At 63.7% G+C, this 18,694-nt stretch carries 12 protein-coding genes and 3 pseudogenes; 7 read left to right on the forward strand and 8 right to left on the reverse strand.

Annotated features, from left to right (window positions below):
• Positions 1 to 71: 71 nt before the first annotated feature.
• Both glgX and ACODSK_RS15600 read left to right on the forward strand, forming a co-directional pair.
• Complete coding sequence (gene glgX / locus ACODSK_RS15595; RefSeq protein ID WP_489017324.1) at positions 72 to 2,231, forward strand: glycogen debranching protein GlgX; 2,160 nt, start codon at positions 72 to 74, stop codon at positions 2,229 to 2,231.
• Between the two features lie 521 nt (positions 2,232 to 2,752).
• On the forward strand, positions 2,753 to 3,805 hold the full coding sequence (locus tag ACODSK_RS15600) for an autotransporter domain-containing protein (RefSeq protein WP_489017326.1): 1,053 nt from the start codon (positions 2,753 to 2,755) through the stop codon (positions 3,803 to 3,805).
• Between the two features lie 113 nt (positions 3,806 to 3,918).
• Here ACODSK_RS15600 and ACODSK_RS15605 read toward each other — a convergent pair whose 3' ends face one another.
• Positions 3,919 to 4,821, reverse strand: coding sequence for a universal stress protein (locus tag ACODSK_RS15605; protein WP_489017328.1), 903 nt, complete (start codon positions 4,819 to 4,821; stop codon positions 3,919 to 3,921).
• Positions 4,822 to 4,941: 120 nt separating this feature from the next.
• Positions 4,942 to 5,289, reverse strand: a complete 348-nt coding sequence (locus ACODSK_RS15610; protein WP_489017330.1) for a hypothetical protein — start codon at positions 5,287 to 5,289, stop codon at positions 4,942 to 4,944.
• Positions 5,290 to 5,591: 302 nt separating this feature from the next.
• On the opposite strand from ACODSK_RS15610, the gene fdnG reads away from it, so the two are divergent.
• The 5 genes from fdnG (at position 5,592) to ACODSK_RS15635 (ending at position 12,602) form a co-directional block, all read left to right on the forward strand.
• Positions 5,592 to 8,642: a formate dehydrogenase-N subunit alpha gene (gene fdnG, locus ACODSK_RS15615; protein WP_489017332.1), complete on the forward strand. Its 3,051-nt coding sequence runs from the start codon at positions 5,592 to 5,594 to the stop codon at positions 8,640 to 8,642.
• A gap of 10 nt (positions 8,643 to 8,652) precedes the next feature.
• Positions 8,653 to 9,546, forward strand: coding sequence for a formate dehydrogenase subunit beta (gene fdxH, locus ACODSK_RS15620; protein ID WP_489017334.1), 894 nt, complete (start codon positions 8,653 to 8,655; stop codon positions 9,544 to 9,546).
• Positions 9,543 to 10,184 (forward strand): formate dehydrogenase subunit gamma, encoded by a 642-nt coding sequence (locus ACODSK_RS15625; protein ID WP_489017336.1) that lies wholly within the window; start codon positions 9,543 to 9,545, stop codon positions 10,182 to 10,184. Before fdxH ends, ACODSK_RS15625 begins: the two co-directional genes overlap by 4 nt.
• On the forward strand, positions 10,181 to 11,068 hold the full coding sequence (gene fdhE, locus ACODSK_RS15630) for a formate dehydrogenase accessory protein FdhE (RefSeq protein ID WP_489017338.1): 888 nt from the start codon (positions 10,181 to 10,183) through the stop codon (positions 11,066 to 11,068). The genes ACODSK_RS15625 and fdhE overlap by 4 nt, the downstream gene beginning before the upstream one ends.
• A 235-nt stretch (positions 11,069 to 11,303) precedes the next feature.
• Positions 11,304 to 12,602 carry an NAD(P)/FAD-dependent oxidoreductase gene (locus ACODSK_RS15635; protein WP_489017340.1) on the forward strand — a complete coding sequence of 433 codons (1,299 nt, stop codon included), beginning with the start codon at positions 11,304 to 11,306 and terminating at the stop codon, positions 12,600 to 12,602.
• A 41-nt stretch (positions 12,603 to 12,643) separates the two neighbouring features.
• Here ACODSK_RS15635 and ACODSK_RS15640 read toward each other — a convergent pair whose 3' ends face one another.
• From ACODSK_RS15640 to ACODSK_RS15665, 6 genes and pseudogenes are all read right to left on the reverse strand, one after another.
• Positions 12,644 to 13,054, reverse strand: coding sequence for a methyl-accepting chemotaxis protein (locus ACODSK_RS15640; protein WP_372239144.1), 411 nt, complete (start codon positions 13,052 to 13,054; stop codon positions 12,644 to 12,646).
• A 135-nt stretch (positions 13,055 to 13,189) separates the two neighbouring features.
• A pseudogene (locus ACODSK_RS15645) lies at positions 13,190 to 13,966 on the reverse strand (PAS domain-containing protein); the annotation flags it as partial.
• Between the two features lie 198 nt (positions 13,967 to 14,164).
• Complete coding sequence (locus tag ACODSK_RS15650) at positions 14,165 to 16,699, reverse strand: EAL domain-containing protein (protein WP_489017342.1); 2,535 nt, start codon at positions 16,697 to 16,699, stop codon at positions 14,165 to 14,167.
• A gap of 242 nt (positions 16,700 to 16,941) precedes the next feature.
• Positions 16,942 to 17,481: a hypothetical protein gene (locus tag ACODSK_RS15655; protein WP_489017344.1), complete on the reverse strand. Its 540-nt coding sequence runs from the start codon at positions 17,479 to 17,481 to the stop codon at positions 16,942 to 16,944.
• Positions 17,482 to 17,497: 16 nt separating this feature from the next.
• A pseudogene (locus tag ACODSK_RS15660) lies at positions 17,498 to 17,785 on the reverse strand (methyl-accepting chemotaxis protein); the annotation flags it as partial.
• Positions 17,774 to 18,682: pseudogene (locus tag ACODSK_RS15665) on the reverse strand (PAS domain-containing protein); the annotation flags it as partial. The pseudogenes ACODSK_RS15660 and ACODSK_RS15665, both read right to left, overlap by 12 nt.
• Positions 18,683 to 18,694: the final 12 nt, after the last annotated feature.

Below are 18,694 nucleotides of genomic sequence, written 5' to 3' on the forward strand. Positions count from 1 at the left end.
CACGCCACACGCGACAGCCTCCGGGCTGTCGTGCAGGCCTCCTGTTTCCCAAAATCCGCTTCAGGTGACCCATGAGCCGTCGTCAAGAGAAAGCCGAAACCGTACACAGCGAACCCTCGCGCATCCGTGAAGGCCTGCCCTTCCCCCTGGGTGCGACCTGGGATGGCCTGGGGGTCAACTTCGCCATCTTCTCGGCCAACGCCACCAAGGTAGAGCTGTGCCTGTTCGATGCCAGCGGCGAGACCGAGATCGAGCGCATCGAACTGCCCGAATACACCGACGAAATCTTCCACGGCTACCTGCCCGACGCCCATCCGGGGCTGATCTACGGCTACCGTGTGCACGGTCCGTACGAGCCGCAGAACGGCCATCGCTTCAACCCCAACAAACTGCTGATCGATCCCTACGCCAAGCAACTGGTGGGCGGACTGAAATGGTCCGAGGCGCTGTTCGGCTATACCATCGGGCATCCTGACGGCGACCTCAGCTTCGACGAGCGCGACAGCGCGCCCTTCGTGCCCAAGTGCAAGGTGATCGACCCGGCCTACACCTGGGGCCGCGACCGGCGCATCGCCACGCCCTGGGAAAAGACCGTGATCTACGAGGCCCACGCCCGCGGCATCAGCATGCGCCACCCTAGCGTGCCCGACGCCGCCCGCGGCACCTTCGCCGGGCTGATGAACGACGACCTGCTCGGGCATATCAAGGACCTCGGCGTCACCGCCATCGAGTTGCTGCCGATCCATGCCTTCGTCAACGACCAGCACCTGCTGCAAAAGGGCCTGAACAACTACTGGGGCTACAACAGCATCGCCTTCTTCGCGCCCCACCCGAAGTACCTGGCCAAGGGCAAGATCGCCGAGTTCAAGGAGATGGTCGCGCACCTGCACGACGCCGGCCTGGAGGTGATCCTCGACGTGGTCTACAACCACACCGCCGAGGGCAACGAACTGGGCCCGACCCTGTCCATGCGCGGCATCGACAACGCCTCCTACTACCGCCTGATGCCCGACGACAAGCGCTACTACATCAACGACTCCGGCACCGGCAACACCCTCGACCTCAGCCACCCCTGCGTCCTGCAACTGGTCACCGACTCGCTGCGCTACTGGGCCGGGGAGATGCATGTGGACGGCTTCCGCTTCGACCTGGCGACCATCCTCGGCCGCTACCACGAGGGCTTCGACGAGCGCCACAGCTTCCTCGTCGCCTGCCGCCAGGACCCGCTGCTGCGCCAGGTCAAGCTGATCGCCGAGCCCTGGGACTGCGGCCCCGGCGGCTACCAGGTGGGTAACTTCGCCCCCGGCTGGGCCGAATGGAACGACCGTTTCCGCGACACCGTGCGCGCCTTCTGGAAAGGCGACGAAGGCCAGCTGGCCGACTTCGCCGCGCGCATGACCGCCTCCGGCGAGCTGTTCAACCGCCGCGGCCGGCGGCCCTATGCCTCGGTCAACTTCATCACCGCCCACGACGGCTTCACCCTGCGCGACCTGGTCTCGTACAACGACAAGCACAACGAAGACAACGACGAAAACAACCAGGACGGCAGCAACAACAACCTGTCCTGGAACCACGGCGCCGAAGGGCCGACCGACGACCCCGAGATCAACGCCCTGCGCATGCGCCAGATGCGCAACTTCTTCGCCACCCTGCTACTCGCCCAGGGCACGCCAATGATCGTTGCCGGCGACGAATTCAGCCGCACCCAGCACGGCAACAACAACGCCTACTGCCAGGACAGCGAGATCGGCTGGATCAACTGGGACCTGGACGAAGACGGCAGCGAGCTGCTGGCCTTCGTCAAGCGCCTGACCCGCCTGCGCCGCAACTACCCGATCCTGCGCCGGGCGCGCTTCCTGGTGGGCGACTACAACGAAGCCATCGGGGTCAAGGACGTCACCTGGCTGGCGCCGGATGCCAGCGAAATGAGCGTGGAGCAATGGGAAGACAGCCACGGCCGCTGCCTCGGCATGCTCATGGACGGCCGCGCCCAGGAAACCGGGATCCGCAAACCGGGGGCGGATGCCACCCTGCTGCTGATCGTCAACGCCCACCACGACACCGTGCCCTTCACCCTCCCGGAAGTGCCCCAGGGCGAGTACTGGAGCGTGCTGATCGACACCGACCAGCCGAAGCGGCGCAAATCGCCGAAACTGGGGTTCGGCGAGCAGTACGAGGTGACCGGGCGGAGCTTGTTGTTGCTGGAGTTGCAGCGCGACGAGGAGGCTTGAGCCGCTGGGGCTGATGGCCTCTCGCCAGCAAGCTCAACTGTTCTCTGGCGACAGTGCAGCCTGAAAGGCTGGGTGGACTCCCACAGGATGTTGGGCCACCCAGAGTATCTGTGCTCGGCGCGGTCCCTGTGGGAGCTGGCTTGCCAGCGAAGGACTGCGCAGCAGTCCCACCCTGGACCGCACCCATTGGCAAGATAGGTGACCCAACCGCACCCCTAGCAATCATTCGAAATAGCCCCACCCGCTGAAAGACCCAACCCCTCTATCAGCAAAAATCACTCCTTTATTTTCAACCACTTGAGTCACCCCACAAAACACCAACAACCCCTTCACAAAATCTTGACGCCCTGCCCGCCGTCTCCTTGACTGAACCTTAGCAACACCCCTTTCAACACTCGAAACGAGCCTCTAGCTCGCGCCTTCCAGCGCGGGACGGGCGGCGTTTTGCTGGTTTGGGTCGCCCCTCCTCGAGCCGTGACATCAGGCCAGACCCCTGGCTGTCATTTATGAGGAGATTTGCCATGAAAACAGCGTCGACCCCATCGGGCCTTGAATCGTTTTTCTTCGCTGTGTCCACCTCGTTGCTGCTGGCGACCCCGCTGGAGTCCCAGGCCCTGGACCGGGAAGAGTTCGATCCAACGCAGGCCTTCGATATCCCCGTCCTGAGCCTGCAACCGGTGAGTTTCAGCGGCCTCGGTCGGGAGACGCTGAACGCATTCTCCGAACGCCGCGCCGAGCGCGATGCGCTGGTGACTCCGGAGATGCTGCATAGCCAGTGGGCGCAGTTCTTCCCCACCGCGACGCCCTCCAGTCAGCCGCCACTGGAGATGCCCGGCAACGGCCTGCGCATGAGCCCCGACCTGTTCGTGCGGGAAACCGCCGACGGCAGTACCCATCGCGCCGGGATCTTCGTTGGCCGCAGCGACCTGCAAAGCGGCTTCGACGGCATGCGCCCGCAGACCGGGGACAAGAACACCACGGTGCGTCTGCAAGGGGAAAGCGTGGGCATGTACTGGAGCCTGCGCCATGAACAGGGCTGGCATGTGGATGCGGTGGCCATGGGTACCCGTCTCGATGCCAGCGGGCGCAATGCCGACGGCGCGCGCATCGATGGCGACGGGCATGCGCTGACCTTCTCGGTGGAAGGCGGCTTCCCCATCGGCCTGGGCAAGAACTGGGTGATCGAGCCCCAGGCGCAATTGGTCAACCAGCAGTACTTCGCCGCCAACCAGGCCCAGGCCGATGCCCTGCAATCCCTCGACGGCCAGCCGAGCTGGAGCGGCCGGGTCGGGGCGAAGCTGTCCGGGCACTATGTGGTCAGCGGCATGCCCATCGAACCCTATGTACGGACCAACGTCTGGTACGACTTCTCCAATGCCGACACGGTGAGCCTGGACAAGGTCGACAAGATCAGCAGCGGGCGCAATTCCGCCACCGTCGAGCTGGGCCTGGGTCTGGTGGCGCGGGTCACGCCGAAAGTGGCGCTGTTCGTCAGCGCCGATTACAGCAGCGATGTGGATGACAATGACCTGAACGGGCTGATTGGCAACCTGGGGGTGCGTGTGCGCTGGTGATGATGTGTTGGGGCTGATGGCCTCATCGCTGGCAAGCCAGCTCCCACAGGATTAGCGTCGCCGCAGACACTGTGGGAGCTGGCTTGCCAGCGATGAGGCCATCAGCACCAACATCAAAGCTCCTGCCCACCCCGCACCGCCAGCACATTGCACGGCAAATGCTGCAGCACATGCTCGGTGGTACTGCCGAGCAACCCCGCCGCACCCTTGCGCTGGCTGCTACCCATGACGATCACGTCGGCGCGGTGATGCCCGGCGTATTCGGCGATGGCATGGGTCGCCGGGCCACTGACGAAATGCCGCTGCGCTTCCGGTACGCCATGGGCATCGGCCAGGTGTTCGAAGGCCAGTTGCGCCGAGCGCCGCACCTCGCTGTTGAACCCCGGCATAGTCACCGCCCCGGCGCCGAAATCGGCGACATGGGTCTGCGCCACGTCCCAGGCATGCAGCAGGTGCAGCTCGGCATCGCATTGCACGGCAAGCAGCTTGGCTTCGCGGATCACCCGCTGGTTGATGCGGGTGTGCTGGCTGTCCGGGTGCAGGGTATCCACCGCGGCAATCACCACCTTGGGCAACGGACAACGCATATCGCTGACCAGATGCAGCGGCACCGCACAGTCGCGCAGCAGTTGCCAGTCCGGCGGAGTAAGGAAGACCCGGCGCAAGGCCGACTCATGATGGACATCCTTGATCACCAGGTCCGGCTGCATCTCCTCGACATGGGCGAGCATGTCCTTGATCACCTGCCGGCTGGTCTGCACTTCGCAACTGACCTCGAGGCCGTCATGACGCAATTGCGCGGCCTCGTCGCGCAACCAGCGCCAGGCCTCCTGCTCCATCGACTGGCGCAGCGCCGTGCCCGAGGCCATGCGTCCGAGCAGGTCACCTTCTTCGAGAAACACCGCGATATGCAGGGCCGCGTCGGTGGCCTTGGCGATGGCCACCGCACGCTCCATGGCCGGGGTGTGGCGCAGGGTCGGTGCGGCGATCATGAACAAGCGTTGATACGGGCTCATAAGACACCTCCTGACGGGTTGTCCGTTTGCCGCGGAAAGAATCAACGCACCCTGGCCAGGACGACCGGGGCGACGATACCGGCATAACGCCGGTATCGTGGAGCAAGTATAAGCCGCTGCTCAGAGACAGGTGGCCAGAGCCGCCATACGGCGCTGGGCCAGGGCATCGTCCTTCTGCGCGTAGAACTTGACCACGCTGCCGCTGCCCGACGCCGAGACATCAGTGAAGTACTCGCCGCCACGGGTCGAAACCGTGATGCCCTGGGCCGTGCGCTCCAGGTAACCACTGGCATCGACGCCGAACACCGCCTCGTCCTGCCAGCTGAATTGCACGCACTCGGCGACCTTCAGTGCTTCTTTGGTCGAATTGATAATCCTGTCCGGTTGGCCAGATCTGGCCGTGTTCATGGCCGACGAGGCACAGCCCGCCAGCAGGGTGGCGGCGACGAACGCCAGGGCAATGCGCATGTTTCACCTCTTCGACGGCAAAAAAGGAGCGACTTTAGCACCGCCGCCCTCCCGCCCGAAAACCATAGTTTTTTTGTGCCAATAGATGACCTCGATCAACCCATCGGCACTGTCGATTAGTCACATAAAAAATATGGACATAGACTCCCCGCGAATGCGTTCGCAGGCCCTCGTCAGAATGGGCCAGGACGCCTTCCCTGCATGCTTTGGCCTGAACACCACTGACCGATTCCGCCGCCTTGACCGGTGCGCACACCCGTGCGCGACCGTCGCGTCGGCTCGGCCGTAACAAGGAGATGATCATGGGACTGGGTAGACGACAGTTCTTCAAACTGTGCACCGTGGGCGCCGCCACCGCGACCTGCGCCACCCTGGGCTTCGCCCCGGGCATGGCCCAGGCGACCCAGTCGCGCCAGTACAAACTGCTGCGGGCCAAGGAAACCCGCAACAACTGCACCTACTGCTCGGTGGGCTGTGGCCTGCTGATGTACAGCCTCGGCGACGGCGCAAAGAACGCCAAGGCGCGGATCTTCCATATCGAGGGCGACCCGGACCATCCGGTCAGCCGCGGCTCGCTGTGCCCGAAAGGCGCCGGCCTGGTCGACTACATCCATAGCGAGCAGCGCCTGCTGTTCCCCGAATACCGCGCGCCGGGCTCGGACAAGTGGCAGCGGGTCAGTTGGGAGTACGCCATCGAGCGCATCGCCCGACTGATGAAGGATGACCGCGACGCCAACTTCATCGAGAAGAACGCCAAGGGCACCACGGTCAACCGCTGGCTGAGCACCGGCATGCTGTGTTCCTCGGCGGCCAGCAGCGAGACCGGCTCGCTGGACCAGCGCTTCACCCGCGCCCTGGGCATCCTCGGCACCGACAGCCAGGCGCGGGTCTGCCACGCCCCCACCGTATCGGCCCTGGCGCCGACCTTCGGCCGTGGCGCGATGACCAACAACTGGGTCGACATCAAGAACGCCAACGTCGTCCTGATCATGGGCGGCAACCCGGCCGAGGCGCACCCGGTGGGCTTCAAGTGGGTGATCGAGGCGAAGATCCGCAACGGCGCCAAGGTCATCGTCGTCGACCCGCGCTTCAACCGCAGCGCCGCGGTAGCCGACATCTATTCGCCGATCCGCGCCGGCTCCGACGTGACCTTCCTGATGGGCATGGTCAACTGGCTGATCAGCAACGACAAGGTCCAGCACGAGTACGTGCGCGCCTACACCAACGCCAGCCTGATCGTGCGCGAGGACTACCACTTCGACGAGGGCCTGTTCAGCGGCTACGACGCCGGCAAGCGCAGCTACGACCGCGCCTCGTGGAACTACGAGCTGGACGAGAACGGCTTCGCCAAGCGCGACCTCAGCCTGAGCCACCCGCGCTGCGTGTGGAACCTGCTCAAGGCCCACGTTTCCCGCTACACCCCGGAGATGGTCAGCAAGGTCTGCGGCACGCCGCAGGACGACTTCCTGAAGATCTGCACGATCCTCGGCGAGACCAGCGCCCCGGACAAGACCGCGACCTTCCTCTACGCCCTCGGCTGGACCCACCACACCAACGGCGCGCAGATGATCCGCGGCTCCGGGATGATCCAGCTGCTGCTGGGCAATATCGGCATGGCCGGCGGCGGCGTGAACGCCCTGCGCGGCCACTCCAACATCCAGGGCTACACCGACCTCGGCCTGCTCTCGCTGCGCCTGCCGGGCTACATGAACCTGCCCAGCGACGCCCAGGCCGACCTCGCCACCTACCTCAAGCAGACCACCCCCGGCGCGGTGCTGCCGGAGCAGGTCAACTACTACAAGAACACGCCGAAATTCTTCGTCAGCATGATGAAGAGCTTCTGGGGCGACAAGGCCACCAAGGACAACGACTGGGGCTTCGACTGGCTGCCGAAGTGGGACGACAGTTATGACGTGATCAACTTCACCAACCGCATGTACGAAGGCAAGGTCAACGGCTACATCGCCCAGGGCTTCAACCCGGTGGCGGCGTTCCCGGACAAGAACAAGGCCCAGGCGGCGTTGGCCAAGCTCAAGTTCCTGGTGATCATCGACCCGCTGGCCACCGAGACCTCGAGTTTCTGGAAGAACCACGGCGAAGAGCACAACGTCGACACCGCGGCGATCCAGACCGAAGTGTTCCGCCTGCCCTCCTCCTGCTTCGCCGAGGAAGACGGCTCGATCGTCAACTCCTCGCGCTGGCTGCAATGGCACTGGGCCGGTGCAGCACCGCCCGGCGAAGCCTGGCACGACGGCAAGATCCTCGGCCACCTGTTCATGAAGATCCGTGAGCTCTATGAAAAGGAAGGCGGCGCCAACCCCGCGCCGATCCTCAACATGGCCTGGGACTACGCCGATCCGCTCGATCCCAAGCCCGAGGAAGTGGCCAAGGAGTCCAACGGGCGCGCCCTCGCCGACCTGCGCGACGAGCAGGGCAACCTGATCCTGCGCAAGGGCCAGTTGCTCGACAACTTCGGCCAGTTGCGCGACGACGGCAGCACCGTGTGCTTCAACTGGATCTTCGCCGGCTCGTGGACCGAGCAAGGCAACCAGATGGCCCGTCGCGACAACACCGACGTCGGCCTCGGCAACACACCCGGCTGGGCCTGGGCCTGGCCGCAGAACCGCCGCGTCCTGTACAACCGCGCCTCGGCCGACCCGGCGGGCAAGCCATGGGATCCGAAACGCCAGTTGATCGGCTGGGATGGCGCACGCTGGAGCGGCGTCGACGTGCCGGACTTCGTCCCGACCATCGCCCCCGGCACTGCCACCTGCCCGTTCATCATGCTGCCCGAAGGGGTCGGCCGGCTGTTCTCGGTGGGCGCACTGAACGACGGACCGTTCCCCGAGCACTACGAGCCGACCGAAAGCCCGCTGGCGAGCAACCCGCTGCACCCGGCCGTGACCCATAGCCCCACGGCGCGGATCTACGACCACGACCGCTCGCGGATGGGCAAGCGCGAGGACTTCCCCTACGTCGCCACCACCTACTCGATCACCGAGCTGTTCCGCCACTGGACCAAGCACTCGCGGCTCAACGCGATCATCCAGCCGGAGCAGTTCGTCGAGATCGGCGAAAAGCTCGCCGCCGACAAGGGCATCGCCCATGGCGACCGGGTCAAGGTCAGCACCCAGCGCGGCTATATCAAGGCCAAGGCGGTGGTGACCAAGCGCATCCAGCGCCTGACCATCGACGGCCAGGCCGTGGACACCATCGGCATTCCCTGCCACTGGGGCTACGAAGGCAGCACGCGCAAGGGCTTCCTGGCCAACACCCTGACCCCGGGGGTCGGCGACTCCAATACCCACACGCCGGAATACAAGGCGTTTCTCGTGAACGTGGAAAAGGTCTGAGGGAGCACTCATGTCATACCAATCCCAGGACATCATCAAACGCTCGGCCACCAGCAGCCTGACCCCGCCGCCCCAGGCACGCAATCATCAGGCCGAGGTGGCCAAGCTGATCGACGTGAGCATCTGCATCGGCTGCAAGGCCTGCCAGGTGGCGTGCAACGAATGGAACGACCTGCGCGACGAGGTCGGCCATAACGTCGGCGTCTACGACAACCCGGCCGACCTGAGCGCGGAAACCTGGACGCTGATGCGCTTCGACGAAGTGGAAAACGAAAGCGGCCGGCTGGAGTGGCTGATCCGCAAGGACGGCTGCATGCACTGCGCCGACCCCGGCTGCCTCAAGGCCTGCCCGCAGCCGGGGGCGATCATCCAGTACGCCAACGGCATCGTCGATTTCCAGTCCGAGCACTGCATCGGCTGCGGCTACTGCATCGCCGGCTGCCCGTTCGATGTGCCGCGGATCAGCCAGAAAGACAACAAGGCGTACAAATGTACTCTTTGCGTCGATCGCGTCTCGGTCGGCCAGGAACCGGCCTGCGTCAAGACTTGCCCCACCGGCGCGATCAACTTCGGCGCCAAGAGCGAAATGCAGCACCTCGCCGCCGGACGCGTCGAGGAACTCAAGGGCCGCGGCTTCGCCGGTGCCGGCCTGTACGACCCGCAAGGCGTCGGCGGCACCCATGTGATGTACGTGCTGCAGCACGCCGACAAGCCGCACCTGTACCACAAGCTGCCCACCGACCCGCGCATCAGCGACGCAGTGCAGGGCTGGAAAGGCTGGCTCAAGCCGGCGGCAGCGGTGGCCTTCTTCGCCACCCTGGCCGGCACCATGTTCCATTACGTCGGCGTCGGTCCGAATGAAGTGGACGAGGGCGAAAAACACGACGAGGAGACCCACGCATGAACAAGGACAAGATGATCCTGCGCACGCGCTTCATCGAGCGCGCCAGCCACTGGCTGATGGTGATCTGCTTCTTCACCGTGGCCTTGTCCGGGCTGTCGTGGTTCTTCCCCTCGCTCAACGGCCTCAACGCGGTGTTCGCCACGCCGCAGATGGCGCGGATCCTCCATCCGTTCTTCGGCGTGGTGGTGTTCCTCCTGCTGGTGTTCCTGTTCATCCGCTTCGTGCGTTACAACCTGCCGGAGCCGGAGGACCGCCTGTGGTTCAGGAACGTGCCCCAGGTGCTCGCCGGCAAGCATGAACCGCAACTTCAGATCGGCAAGTACAACGCCGGGCAGAAGGTGCTGTTCTGGGGAATCATGGGCCTGATCAGCCTGTTGCTGGTCAGCGGCGTGGTGATCTGGCGGCCGTACTTCGCCCCGCTGTTCTCCATCCCGACCATCCGCATCGGCCTGCTGGTGCATGCCCTGGCCGGGATCGGCCTGATCCTGCTGGTGATCGGTCATGCCTACCTGGCGTTCTGGGTCAAGGGCTCGATTCGCGGCATGGTCACTGGCTACGTCAGCCACCGCTGGGCCAGAACCCACCATGACCGCTGGTACCGGCAGATCACTGCCAAGCACGACGGGAAATCCAAATGAGCAGTATCCGCATGACACCACTGGCGTCCGGCCAGGCCGCCGTGGGCGATATCGCCCCGGTGCTGCTGCCATCGCGGGACGGCCAGCATGCCAGGCGCGCGGCGCGGCTGCGCCAGTTGGCAGTCGGGCACCCGATGGCCGATTACCTGGACTTCGTCGCCGGGCTGGTGGAAAGCCAGGAGTTGTTGCTCAAGCAGGTGCCACCACCCGCAGCCCTGCTAGCCACCCTGCCCGCGCTGCTGGACAACCAGGGCGCGCCGCTGGACTGCCAGCGACATGTGCGCCACGGGCACTGGCTGGTACTGCTGCGCGGGCTTGGGGAAACCATCGAGCACCCTGCGCTGGAAGAGTTGTTGCAGGAGCAGGACTGGCGCCTGGAGGCCTATGCCGACTCCCTGCTGCGCGGCGATTTCCATGAGGTGCACAGCGGCGAAGCGCTGTTCATCTGGGCGGCGCTGTCGCTGTACTTTAGCCAGTTGGCGGCGCACCTGCCGGCGGCGGGCAAGGCCCAGGGCGAGAACCGCCAATACTGCCCGGTATGCGCCAGCGCGCCGGTGGCCAGCAGCATTCTCACCGGTGCCCAGGCTGGTTTGCGTTATCTGCACTGCGGCCTGTGCGAAAGCCGCTGGCATATGGTCCGGCTCAAATGCAGCAACTGCGAAGCGACCGGTGCGCTGGACTACTGGTCGCTGGACGAGGCCAAGGCGGCGGTCAAGGCCGAGAGTTGTGGTGAGTGCCGGAGTTACCTGAAGGTGTTCTATCCCGAGCATGAGCGCGAGCTGGAGGTGCTGGCCGATGACCTGGCCTCGCTGGGGCTGGATGCCGAGGTGGAGCGCGAGGGGTTTGGGCGCAGTGGGGTGAGTCCTTTCCTGTTTCCGGGGTGATAGCTGATGGCCTCATCGCTGGCAACGCCAGCCCCCACAGGGATCGTGTACACCGCGGACCTTGTGGGAGCCGGCGTTGCCGGCGATAGGGCCATCAACCATTCCATAACCTGGCAGCCCCAATCAAAAATCCCAGCAGCCTGAGTCAAGAACCTACCGCTCGTTAGGCATTTAATGCAAAGTGTAACAAGCGCTACGGTCGCCCTTGCCCAACTCCAATTACTCAGGCCGCCCCATGATCAACGTCGAAAGCCCCACCTACTACTCCGCCACCAAGAAGTACAACCTCGCCTTCCCCACCCTGGAAGCCGATATCGAAGCCGACGTGGTGGTGATCGGCGGTGGTTTCTCCGGGATCAACACCGCCTTGGAACTGGCCGAGAAAGGCATCACCAATATCGTCGTGCTGGAGGCCCGTTACCTGGGCTTCGGCGGTACCGGGCGCAATGGCGGGCAGATCATGGCCGGCATCGGCCACGACCTGGAAAAGATCAAAAGCAGCGTCGGCGAGAAAGGCCTGCAGCAGATCTTCGAGATCAGCGAGCTGGGCGCCGGGATCATCAAGGACCGCATCGCCAAGTACGCCATCGACGCGGACTTCTGCCACGGCTACGGCTACATGGGCTTCAACGCCCGCCAGGAACAGACCCTGCGCACCTGGGAAAAGGAATTCAAGAAGGTCAACGGCAAGGACGAGATCCGCTTCCTGGCCGGTTCCGAAGTGAAACAGATCATCGGCTCCGACGCCTACAGCAGCGCCCTGCTGCATATGGGCGGCGGCCATGTGCATTCGCTCAACCTGCTGCTTGGCGAAGCCCAGGCGCTGGTCAGCCACGGCGTGCGGATCTTCGAACACAGCGCGGCGCTGGAAGTGCGCTACGGCGACACCATCACCGTGCGTACCGGCCGCGGTTCGGTGAAGGCGAGCAAGCTGCTGTGGGCCTGCGACAGCTTCCTCAACAAGCTGGAACCGGAACTGCACAGCCGCACCATCAACACCTATGCCTTCCAGTTGATGACCGAGCCGCTATCCGACGAACTGATCCAGCGCATCAGCCCGATCCGCGGGGCCTACAGCGATATCCGCCCGGTCATCGACTACTACCGGGTGACCAACGAAAACCGCCTGCTGTTCGGCGCAGCCACGCCCTTTGTCGAGCACATCCCCAATGACTTGAAGGCGTGGAACCGCGCCTTGATGCTGAAGGTCTTCCCTTACCTCAAGGACGTGAAGATCGACCTGGCCTGGGGCGGCCCGATGGCCACCAGCGCCAACCTGTTCCCGCAGATCGGCACCCTCAGCGGCCGGCGCAATGCCTTCTACGTCCAGGGCTACTCGGGCTTCGGCGTAACCCCGAGCCATATCATCTGCAAGATTCTCGCCGAGGGCATGGCTGAAGGTTCCAGCCGCTACGACCTGATCAGCTCGGTGAAACACGCACGGATCATCGGCAAGGACAATTTCCGTCCGGCGATCCTCACGGCGGCGAAGACCTTGCATCAGTTGTCGGGGTTCTTCAACGGCCGGCGCTGAAGGATGGCCTGATCGACGCGGCCCAGGCCATCAGCCCAGCATCAAACCGACAACTGGTTGGTGAACTGCCCCACCGCATTCACCACTTTCTGCGCACCGTCCTGGATCTCGACGATCACACTGCCCGCCTGCGCCGACAGCTCCAGCCCCTGCTCGGCGCGGGCCTTGCCCTGCTCGATGATGCGCACCGCTTCTTCGGCGAGCTTCTGGTTCTGCGTCACCACGTCGACGATTTCCTCGGTGGCCTTGGTGGTGCGCGAGGCCAGTTGCCGGACCTCGTCGGCGACCACGGCAAAACCACGGCCCTGCTCGCCCGCCCGCGCCGCTTCGATCGCTGCGTTGAGCGCCAGCAGGTTGGTCTGGTCGGCAATCCCGCCAATGCTCTTGACGATGCTGCCGACGATCTGCGACTGCTTGTCCAGCGCGGCGATCCCCTCCACGGCGGCGGCCATCTGCACCGCCAGGCCCTGGATCACGTCCACGGTTTCCTGGATCACCACGCTGCCGCGACGAGCGCTGTCGTCGGTGTGCTGCGAGGTGGTGAAGGCGATTTCCGCCGCCTTGGACACAGCGATCTCGCGGTTGACCTGGTCGGTGATCACCGTGGCGAACTTGACGATCTTGTACAGCCGGCCGTGGGCGTCGGAGATCGGGTTGTAGGTCGCCTCCAGCCAGACCACCTGGCCATGGCTGTCGATGCGCTTGAAGCGGTCGGCGATGAATTCACCCCGGCGCAGCTTGTCCCAGAAACGCTCGTACTGCGGCGAGTTGGCTTCGGCGGCATCGCAGAAGATCCGGTGATGCTTGCCCTTGAGGGCCGCCAGCGTGTAGCCCATGCCCTGCAGGAAGCGCTCGTTGGCACTGAGCACGTTGCCTTGCAGATCGAACTCGACCACCGCGGTAGAACGCTGCAGGGCCTCGATCAGGTTTTCGCGCTCGCGGGAACTTTCAATGGTGCGGGTCAGGTCGTTGGCGTACAGCGAGATGTAATTGACCTGGCCGTTCTTGTCCTTGATCGGCTGGACGATGGCGCGCAACCAGGCTTCGTTGCCGTTGCCGCGCTTGAGCTGCAAGGCCCCGGCCCAGTGCTCGCCGTTGAGGATCGCCTGCTTCATCAACTTGAAATGGTTGGTGCCCTGGGCGTATTCCGGAACCAGGCCGAACAGCACCTTGCCCTCCACCGCCGCCGCGGAATATTGCATTTCGCCAAGGAAATTGGAGTTTGCCGAAGTGATCTGGCCCTGGGAGGTCAGCTTGAGGAACAGCATCTCGCGGTCGAGGCTTTCCTTGACCTGTTCGAGGGATGACAGCCGGTCCTGAGCCTCTGCCAACTCTTGCTTGAGCCGCCGGTACGCTGGAAACATGAGGGATATCCTCTAAAAAGGGCGAAAGTGTTAAGCAGCTTGGCTCTGTATGAAATGTATTCGAGCGAAGGCCAGGCAAGGCAAAAACAGGCGAGGAAGCGGAGTTGACTGGTTGTCAATGAGCATTCCGAGCCTGTTTTTAACGCAGCATGGACGAGCTCGGATGCATTTCGTACAGAGCCTTGCACGCTCAATGCGTCAAAACTTCATCATCCAGGCTTCCAGATCCTGCGGCGTCAACGGCTTCGACAGCAGGTAGCCCTGGGCGACATGATATCCCTGGTCCTTGAGAATCCGGTACTGGCCGTGTTCCTCGACCCCTTCGGCCACGACTTTCAAGCGCAGACTATCGCCGATCCGCATTACCGCGTCACTCAGCGCACGGCTGGTCTCGTCGGCCTCCAGATCGAGCACGAAACTGCGATCGAGCTTCAATTCCTGTATCGGCAGCTTGCGCAGATAACTCAAGCTGGAATAACCGGTGCCGAAGTCGTCCATGGCCAGGCGAATACCCTGGGCGTTGAGATCGTGCAGGACCTTCATGGTTCCGGGATTGGTATCGAGCAGCAGGTTTTCGGTGAGTTCGATGGTCAGGTCCTCGGCGGCCAGGCCGTGCTGGTCGAGCACCTGAACGATCATTCCGGCCAGGTCGAGGTTGTGGAAATTGCTCGGCGACAGGTTCACCGACACCGAGGGAATGTTCAGGCCCTTGCGCCGCCAGGCCGCCAGTTGCCGGCAGGCCTCCCTGACCGCCCAATGACCCAGCTCGGTGATCAGCCCGCACTCCTCGGCCAGCGGGATGAAGCGCGCCGGCGAGACCACGCCGAAGGTCGGGTGGGTCCAGCGCGCCAGGGCCTCGACGCCGTAGACCTGGCCGTCCTCGATATTCACCTGTGGCTGGTAGTGCAGTTGCAGCGAGCCCTGCTCGATGGCCTCGCGCAGCGCACTCTCCAGGGCCTGGCGTTCCTGTGCCAGCTCATTGAGCTCATGACTGAAGAAGCTGAAGCGCCCGCGTCCGGAGTTCTTGGCCTGGTACATGGCCATGTCGGCACGGTGGATCAGCGTGCTCATGTCGTGGCCGTCGCGGGGATACAGGCTGACACCGATACTGGCCGACGGCGAGAAGCACGAGCCGGCGATCTGGCATGGCTGGGCAAGCGCCTGGCGGATCTCCTCGATGGCGTCATTGACCTTGTCGCTGGTGCAATTGGGCAGGACCACGACGAACTCGTCACCGGACAGGCGCCCGACGATGTCCGTGCTGTTGCGGTTGGCATTCAGGCGTTGCGCGGTCTGCTTGAGCAGTTCGTCTCCGGCCGGGTGACCGAGGGAATCGTTGATCTGCTTGAAGCGATCGAGGTCGATGAACAGCACCGCCAGCTCGCTGCGCGTACGCCGCGCCTCGATCAGCGCATGGTCGGCCTTGGCGTGCAGCAGGCTGCGGTTAGGCAGCCGGGTCAGACTGTCGTAGAACGCCAACTGACGGATGCTCTCGCGGTTGACCTCACGCTCCATGGCCAGGGCGCACAACGGAATCAGCACATCGACCATCTGCTGGTGCAGGGCCGAAGGTGTGCGCTGCTCGGCGTAGTAGAACGCCAGGACGCCGATGGCAAAGCCCTTGGAATCCTTGATCGGAATCGACCAGGAGCTATGGATGCCCAGCGCCTGGCACTCCTCGCGGATCAGCGTCCAGTGCGGATCGCTGGCGATATCGTGGACGAAGACCATCTCGCCACGGCAGGCCGCGACGCTGGAAGACCCGACACACTCGCGGATCGGCCGCCCTTCCAGCAGCTGCCCGTAGCGCTCGGCGAAGCTCGGCGCGGCCAGGGCATGCATGGCGCCATCCTCGTCGACCTGGATCACCGCCGCGCGGACTTCCGGCGACATGCGCTCGATCTCCCGGCACAACAGCTCCATCACCGACTCCAGCGGCATCTCGCGGACCATCGCATCGAGGATGCAGTGCTGCAGCACCTGGTGGATCTTCGACGCGGTGATATCGGTCAGCACCGTGACGGTCTGGGCCAGCTCGCCATTGGCGCCCATCACCGGGTTGATCGCCACGTTGCACCAGATCCGCTCGCCGCCCTTGACCTGCAGCAGCTCTTCGAGGCGGAACGAACGGCCGCGGCGCAGTCCCTGCTGCAACTCGGCCATGCGCGCGGCCGGCAATTGCGGCACCAACAGGCCCACCGGGAAATGGCTGGCGATCTCGTCCAGGCTGTAGCCGAACAGCTTCTCGAAGCCCTTGTTCAGGTACACCACCTTGCCGCGGCCATCGGTGATGAAGATCGCGTTGTCGGTCTGGTCGGCCACCAGCGACAGCAGCCTGGCGCGCTTGCGCTCCTTGCGCTGCTCGGTGACATCCTTGACGAAGGCGGTGTAGAGAATCTGCCCCTCGCTTTCCACCCGCGAAATCGACATCGAGCCCCAGCGCTGGCTGCCGTCCTTCTTGTGGATCGGCACATCGCGGGTGGTACCGACGATCTTGTTGATCCCGGTGCGCCGGTTCGAATCGACATAACCGTCGTGTTTACTGCGAATACTTTCCGGCACCAACATGCTGACATTATTGCCAAGCACTTCTTCCCGTGAAAAACCCCACAACTTTTCCGCGGCGGCGTTGAATAACACCACGCGGTTATCGGTATCGATCACCACGACACTGTCGATGGCTTGTTCCAGGGTATGTACGAAAATCTCGGAGAGATTCTGGGTAATGGGCATCAACTCGATCCGAACGCAACTTGTTGATAATGGCAAAAGCACGGCGGAGCCATGCAGTGGTTGGCTGCACAGCTGATCTAGAGGCTCTGGCCTGGGTGCGCACGAGTGGCGCGGTGCATAGCTTACGCTGCGATATGGCTCATAGCCATTATTTGACGCGCAATATCCGGATTATTTTCCGGCGCCGGGAAACTGGCGGGAGCGCAAACGATTCATGTGGTTTATCGAGTTGGTATGTTGATCTAGGTCAATAGGTGAAAGTATTTATCTGATAGTGCACCTTTTCTAACTTTATTTGCCGAGAAATTTATTAATTCATGAGAGCGAATTAGTTCGTCGTGAAACCGTATCAAGGCTGACAAGTGCTTGCCGAAAGTTTTGCGGCGTTCTTTAGATCGAGCGCCGCCCGCGCGGCGCATCGCCGGCAACGCCGGCTCCCACATTTGTTGCAACGTACCTATGCCTGTCAGGCCATGGTTGTTCACCTTGTTTGTACGACGCGCTATCGAGTCGAGCCCAACAGCCTCCCCGCGATAAATCGCCAAGCACAAAGGGCTGGCAACCCAAATCCCACAGGCCATGGCACGTTGCAACAAATGTGGGAGCTGGCGTTGCCAGCGATGCGCCGTGTGGACGGCGCTCGATCTCAAGAACGCCAGAAAAACACCGAAATGCGCTTCGCGATGCGCCGTGCGGGCGGCGCTCGATCTTGAGGGCGCTGAAGACCTGTCGTCATGCACCTGCCAACCTTGATGCGCTCTACAGACGACCACCAGCGCCATTACCTCACCTATCCCCCAACATCGCCTGAATCTGCTGCGTCGCCTGCCGGGTACTCTCGGCCAGCTTCTTCACTTCCTCCGCCACCACCGAAAACCCGCGCCCGACCTCCCCGGCCCGGGCCGCTTCGATGGCGGCGTTCAGGGCCAGCAGGTTGGTCTGCTCGGCAATGCTCTTGATCACCCCCACTACCGTGGCGATCTGCGCGTAGGTGGTCTGGTTCTGCGAGAGCATCTGCTGGTGGCTGGCCTGGGCGCTGCGTTCGTCGCTGATGTCGCGGACCGCGCCGATCACTCGCACCAGCACGCCACGCTCGTCACGCACGGCACAACCGCGTTCGCGGCACCAGATGTAGCCGCGGGTCTTGTGGCGCATGCGGTACTCGAACACGTACTCGCCACTGCCGCCGGACTTGACGATTTCACGGTCGAAGATCGCCATGATCTGCGGCAGGTCATCCGGGTGGGTGATGCTGACCTGGGCGTCCCAGCCATCCGGCAGCTCGGCCGGGCTGAAACCCATGACCGTGCGGAACTGGTTGGAAATGCGCATATGGCTGTCCGGGTGCTGCAGGTCGCCCTGGACCACCTTGATGTCCCAGGTGCCCTCGGTGATGGTGGACTCCAGTTGCGCCCAGATCGCGGCCTGCTGACGGTGGGCTTCGAGTTGCTGTTGCAGGTCGCCGACCAGCGCCTGCAAGTCGTTGCTGCGCTGCTCAAGGCGGACAATCTCGGACTCGGCACTGCGCCCGTGATCCCGGGCCTGCTCGACCTGCATGGTCAGTTCACTGCCGAGCGCGCGGGCTTCGTCGAGCTGGCGGGCGTCCTGCTGGCGCGCCATGGCCAGCTCGCGCAGGGTCGCCAGCACGGCCGGATGACGCTGCAACTGCGGCGTCTCCACGTCGCCCCACAGTTGTCCCTGGCTGACCCGCGCCAGCACTGGCTCGAGCTCCCGCACCCAATGATCGTTCCTGAAAAACATCAGTGCACACCGTTCGGCAGTGAAAAACCCCGAGTTGACCGGATTACGCCGCCAGCGTCTTGCATCCGGGTGCCGGGAACTTGATCGTCGCTGCCAAACACCTTGCGCTTGCTGGCAGGCAAACGCATGCGCCCGACACGCACAGGCAAGACGCCTCCGGCACAAGCGCGTAAAGTCTGGCGCGGGCCCCGCTGGCGGCGGGGCCGTTCTTCCTCCGGCCATGGCGTTCCCGAA

Source organism: Pseudomonas sp. FG98 (assembly GCF_057808595.1).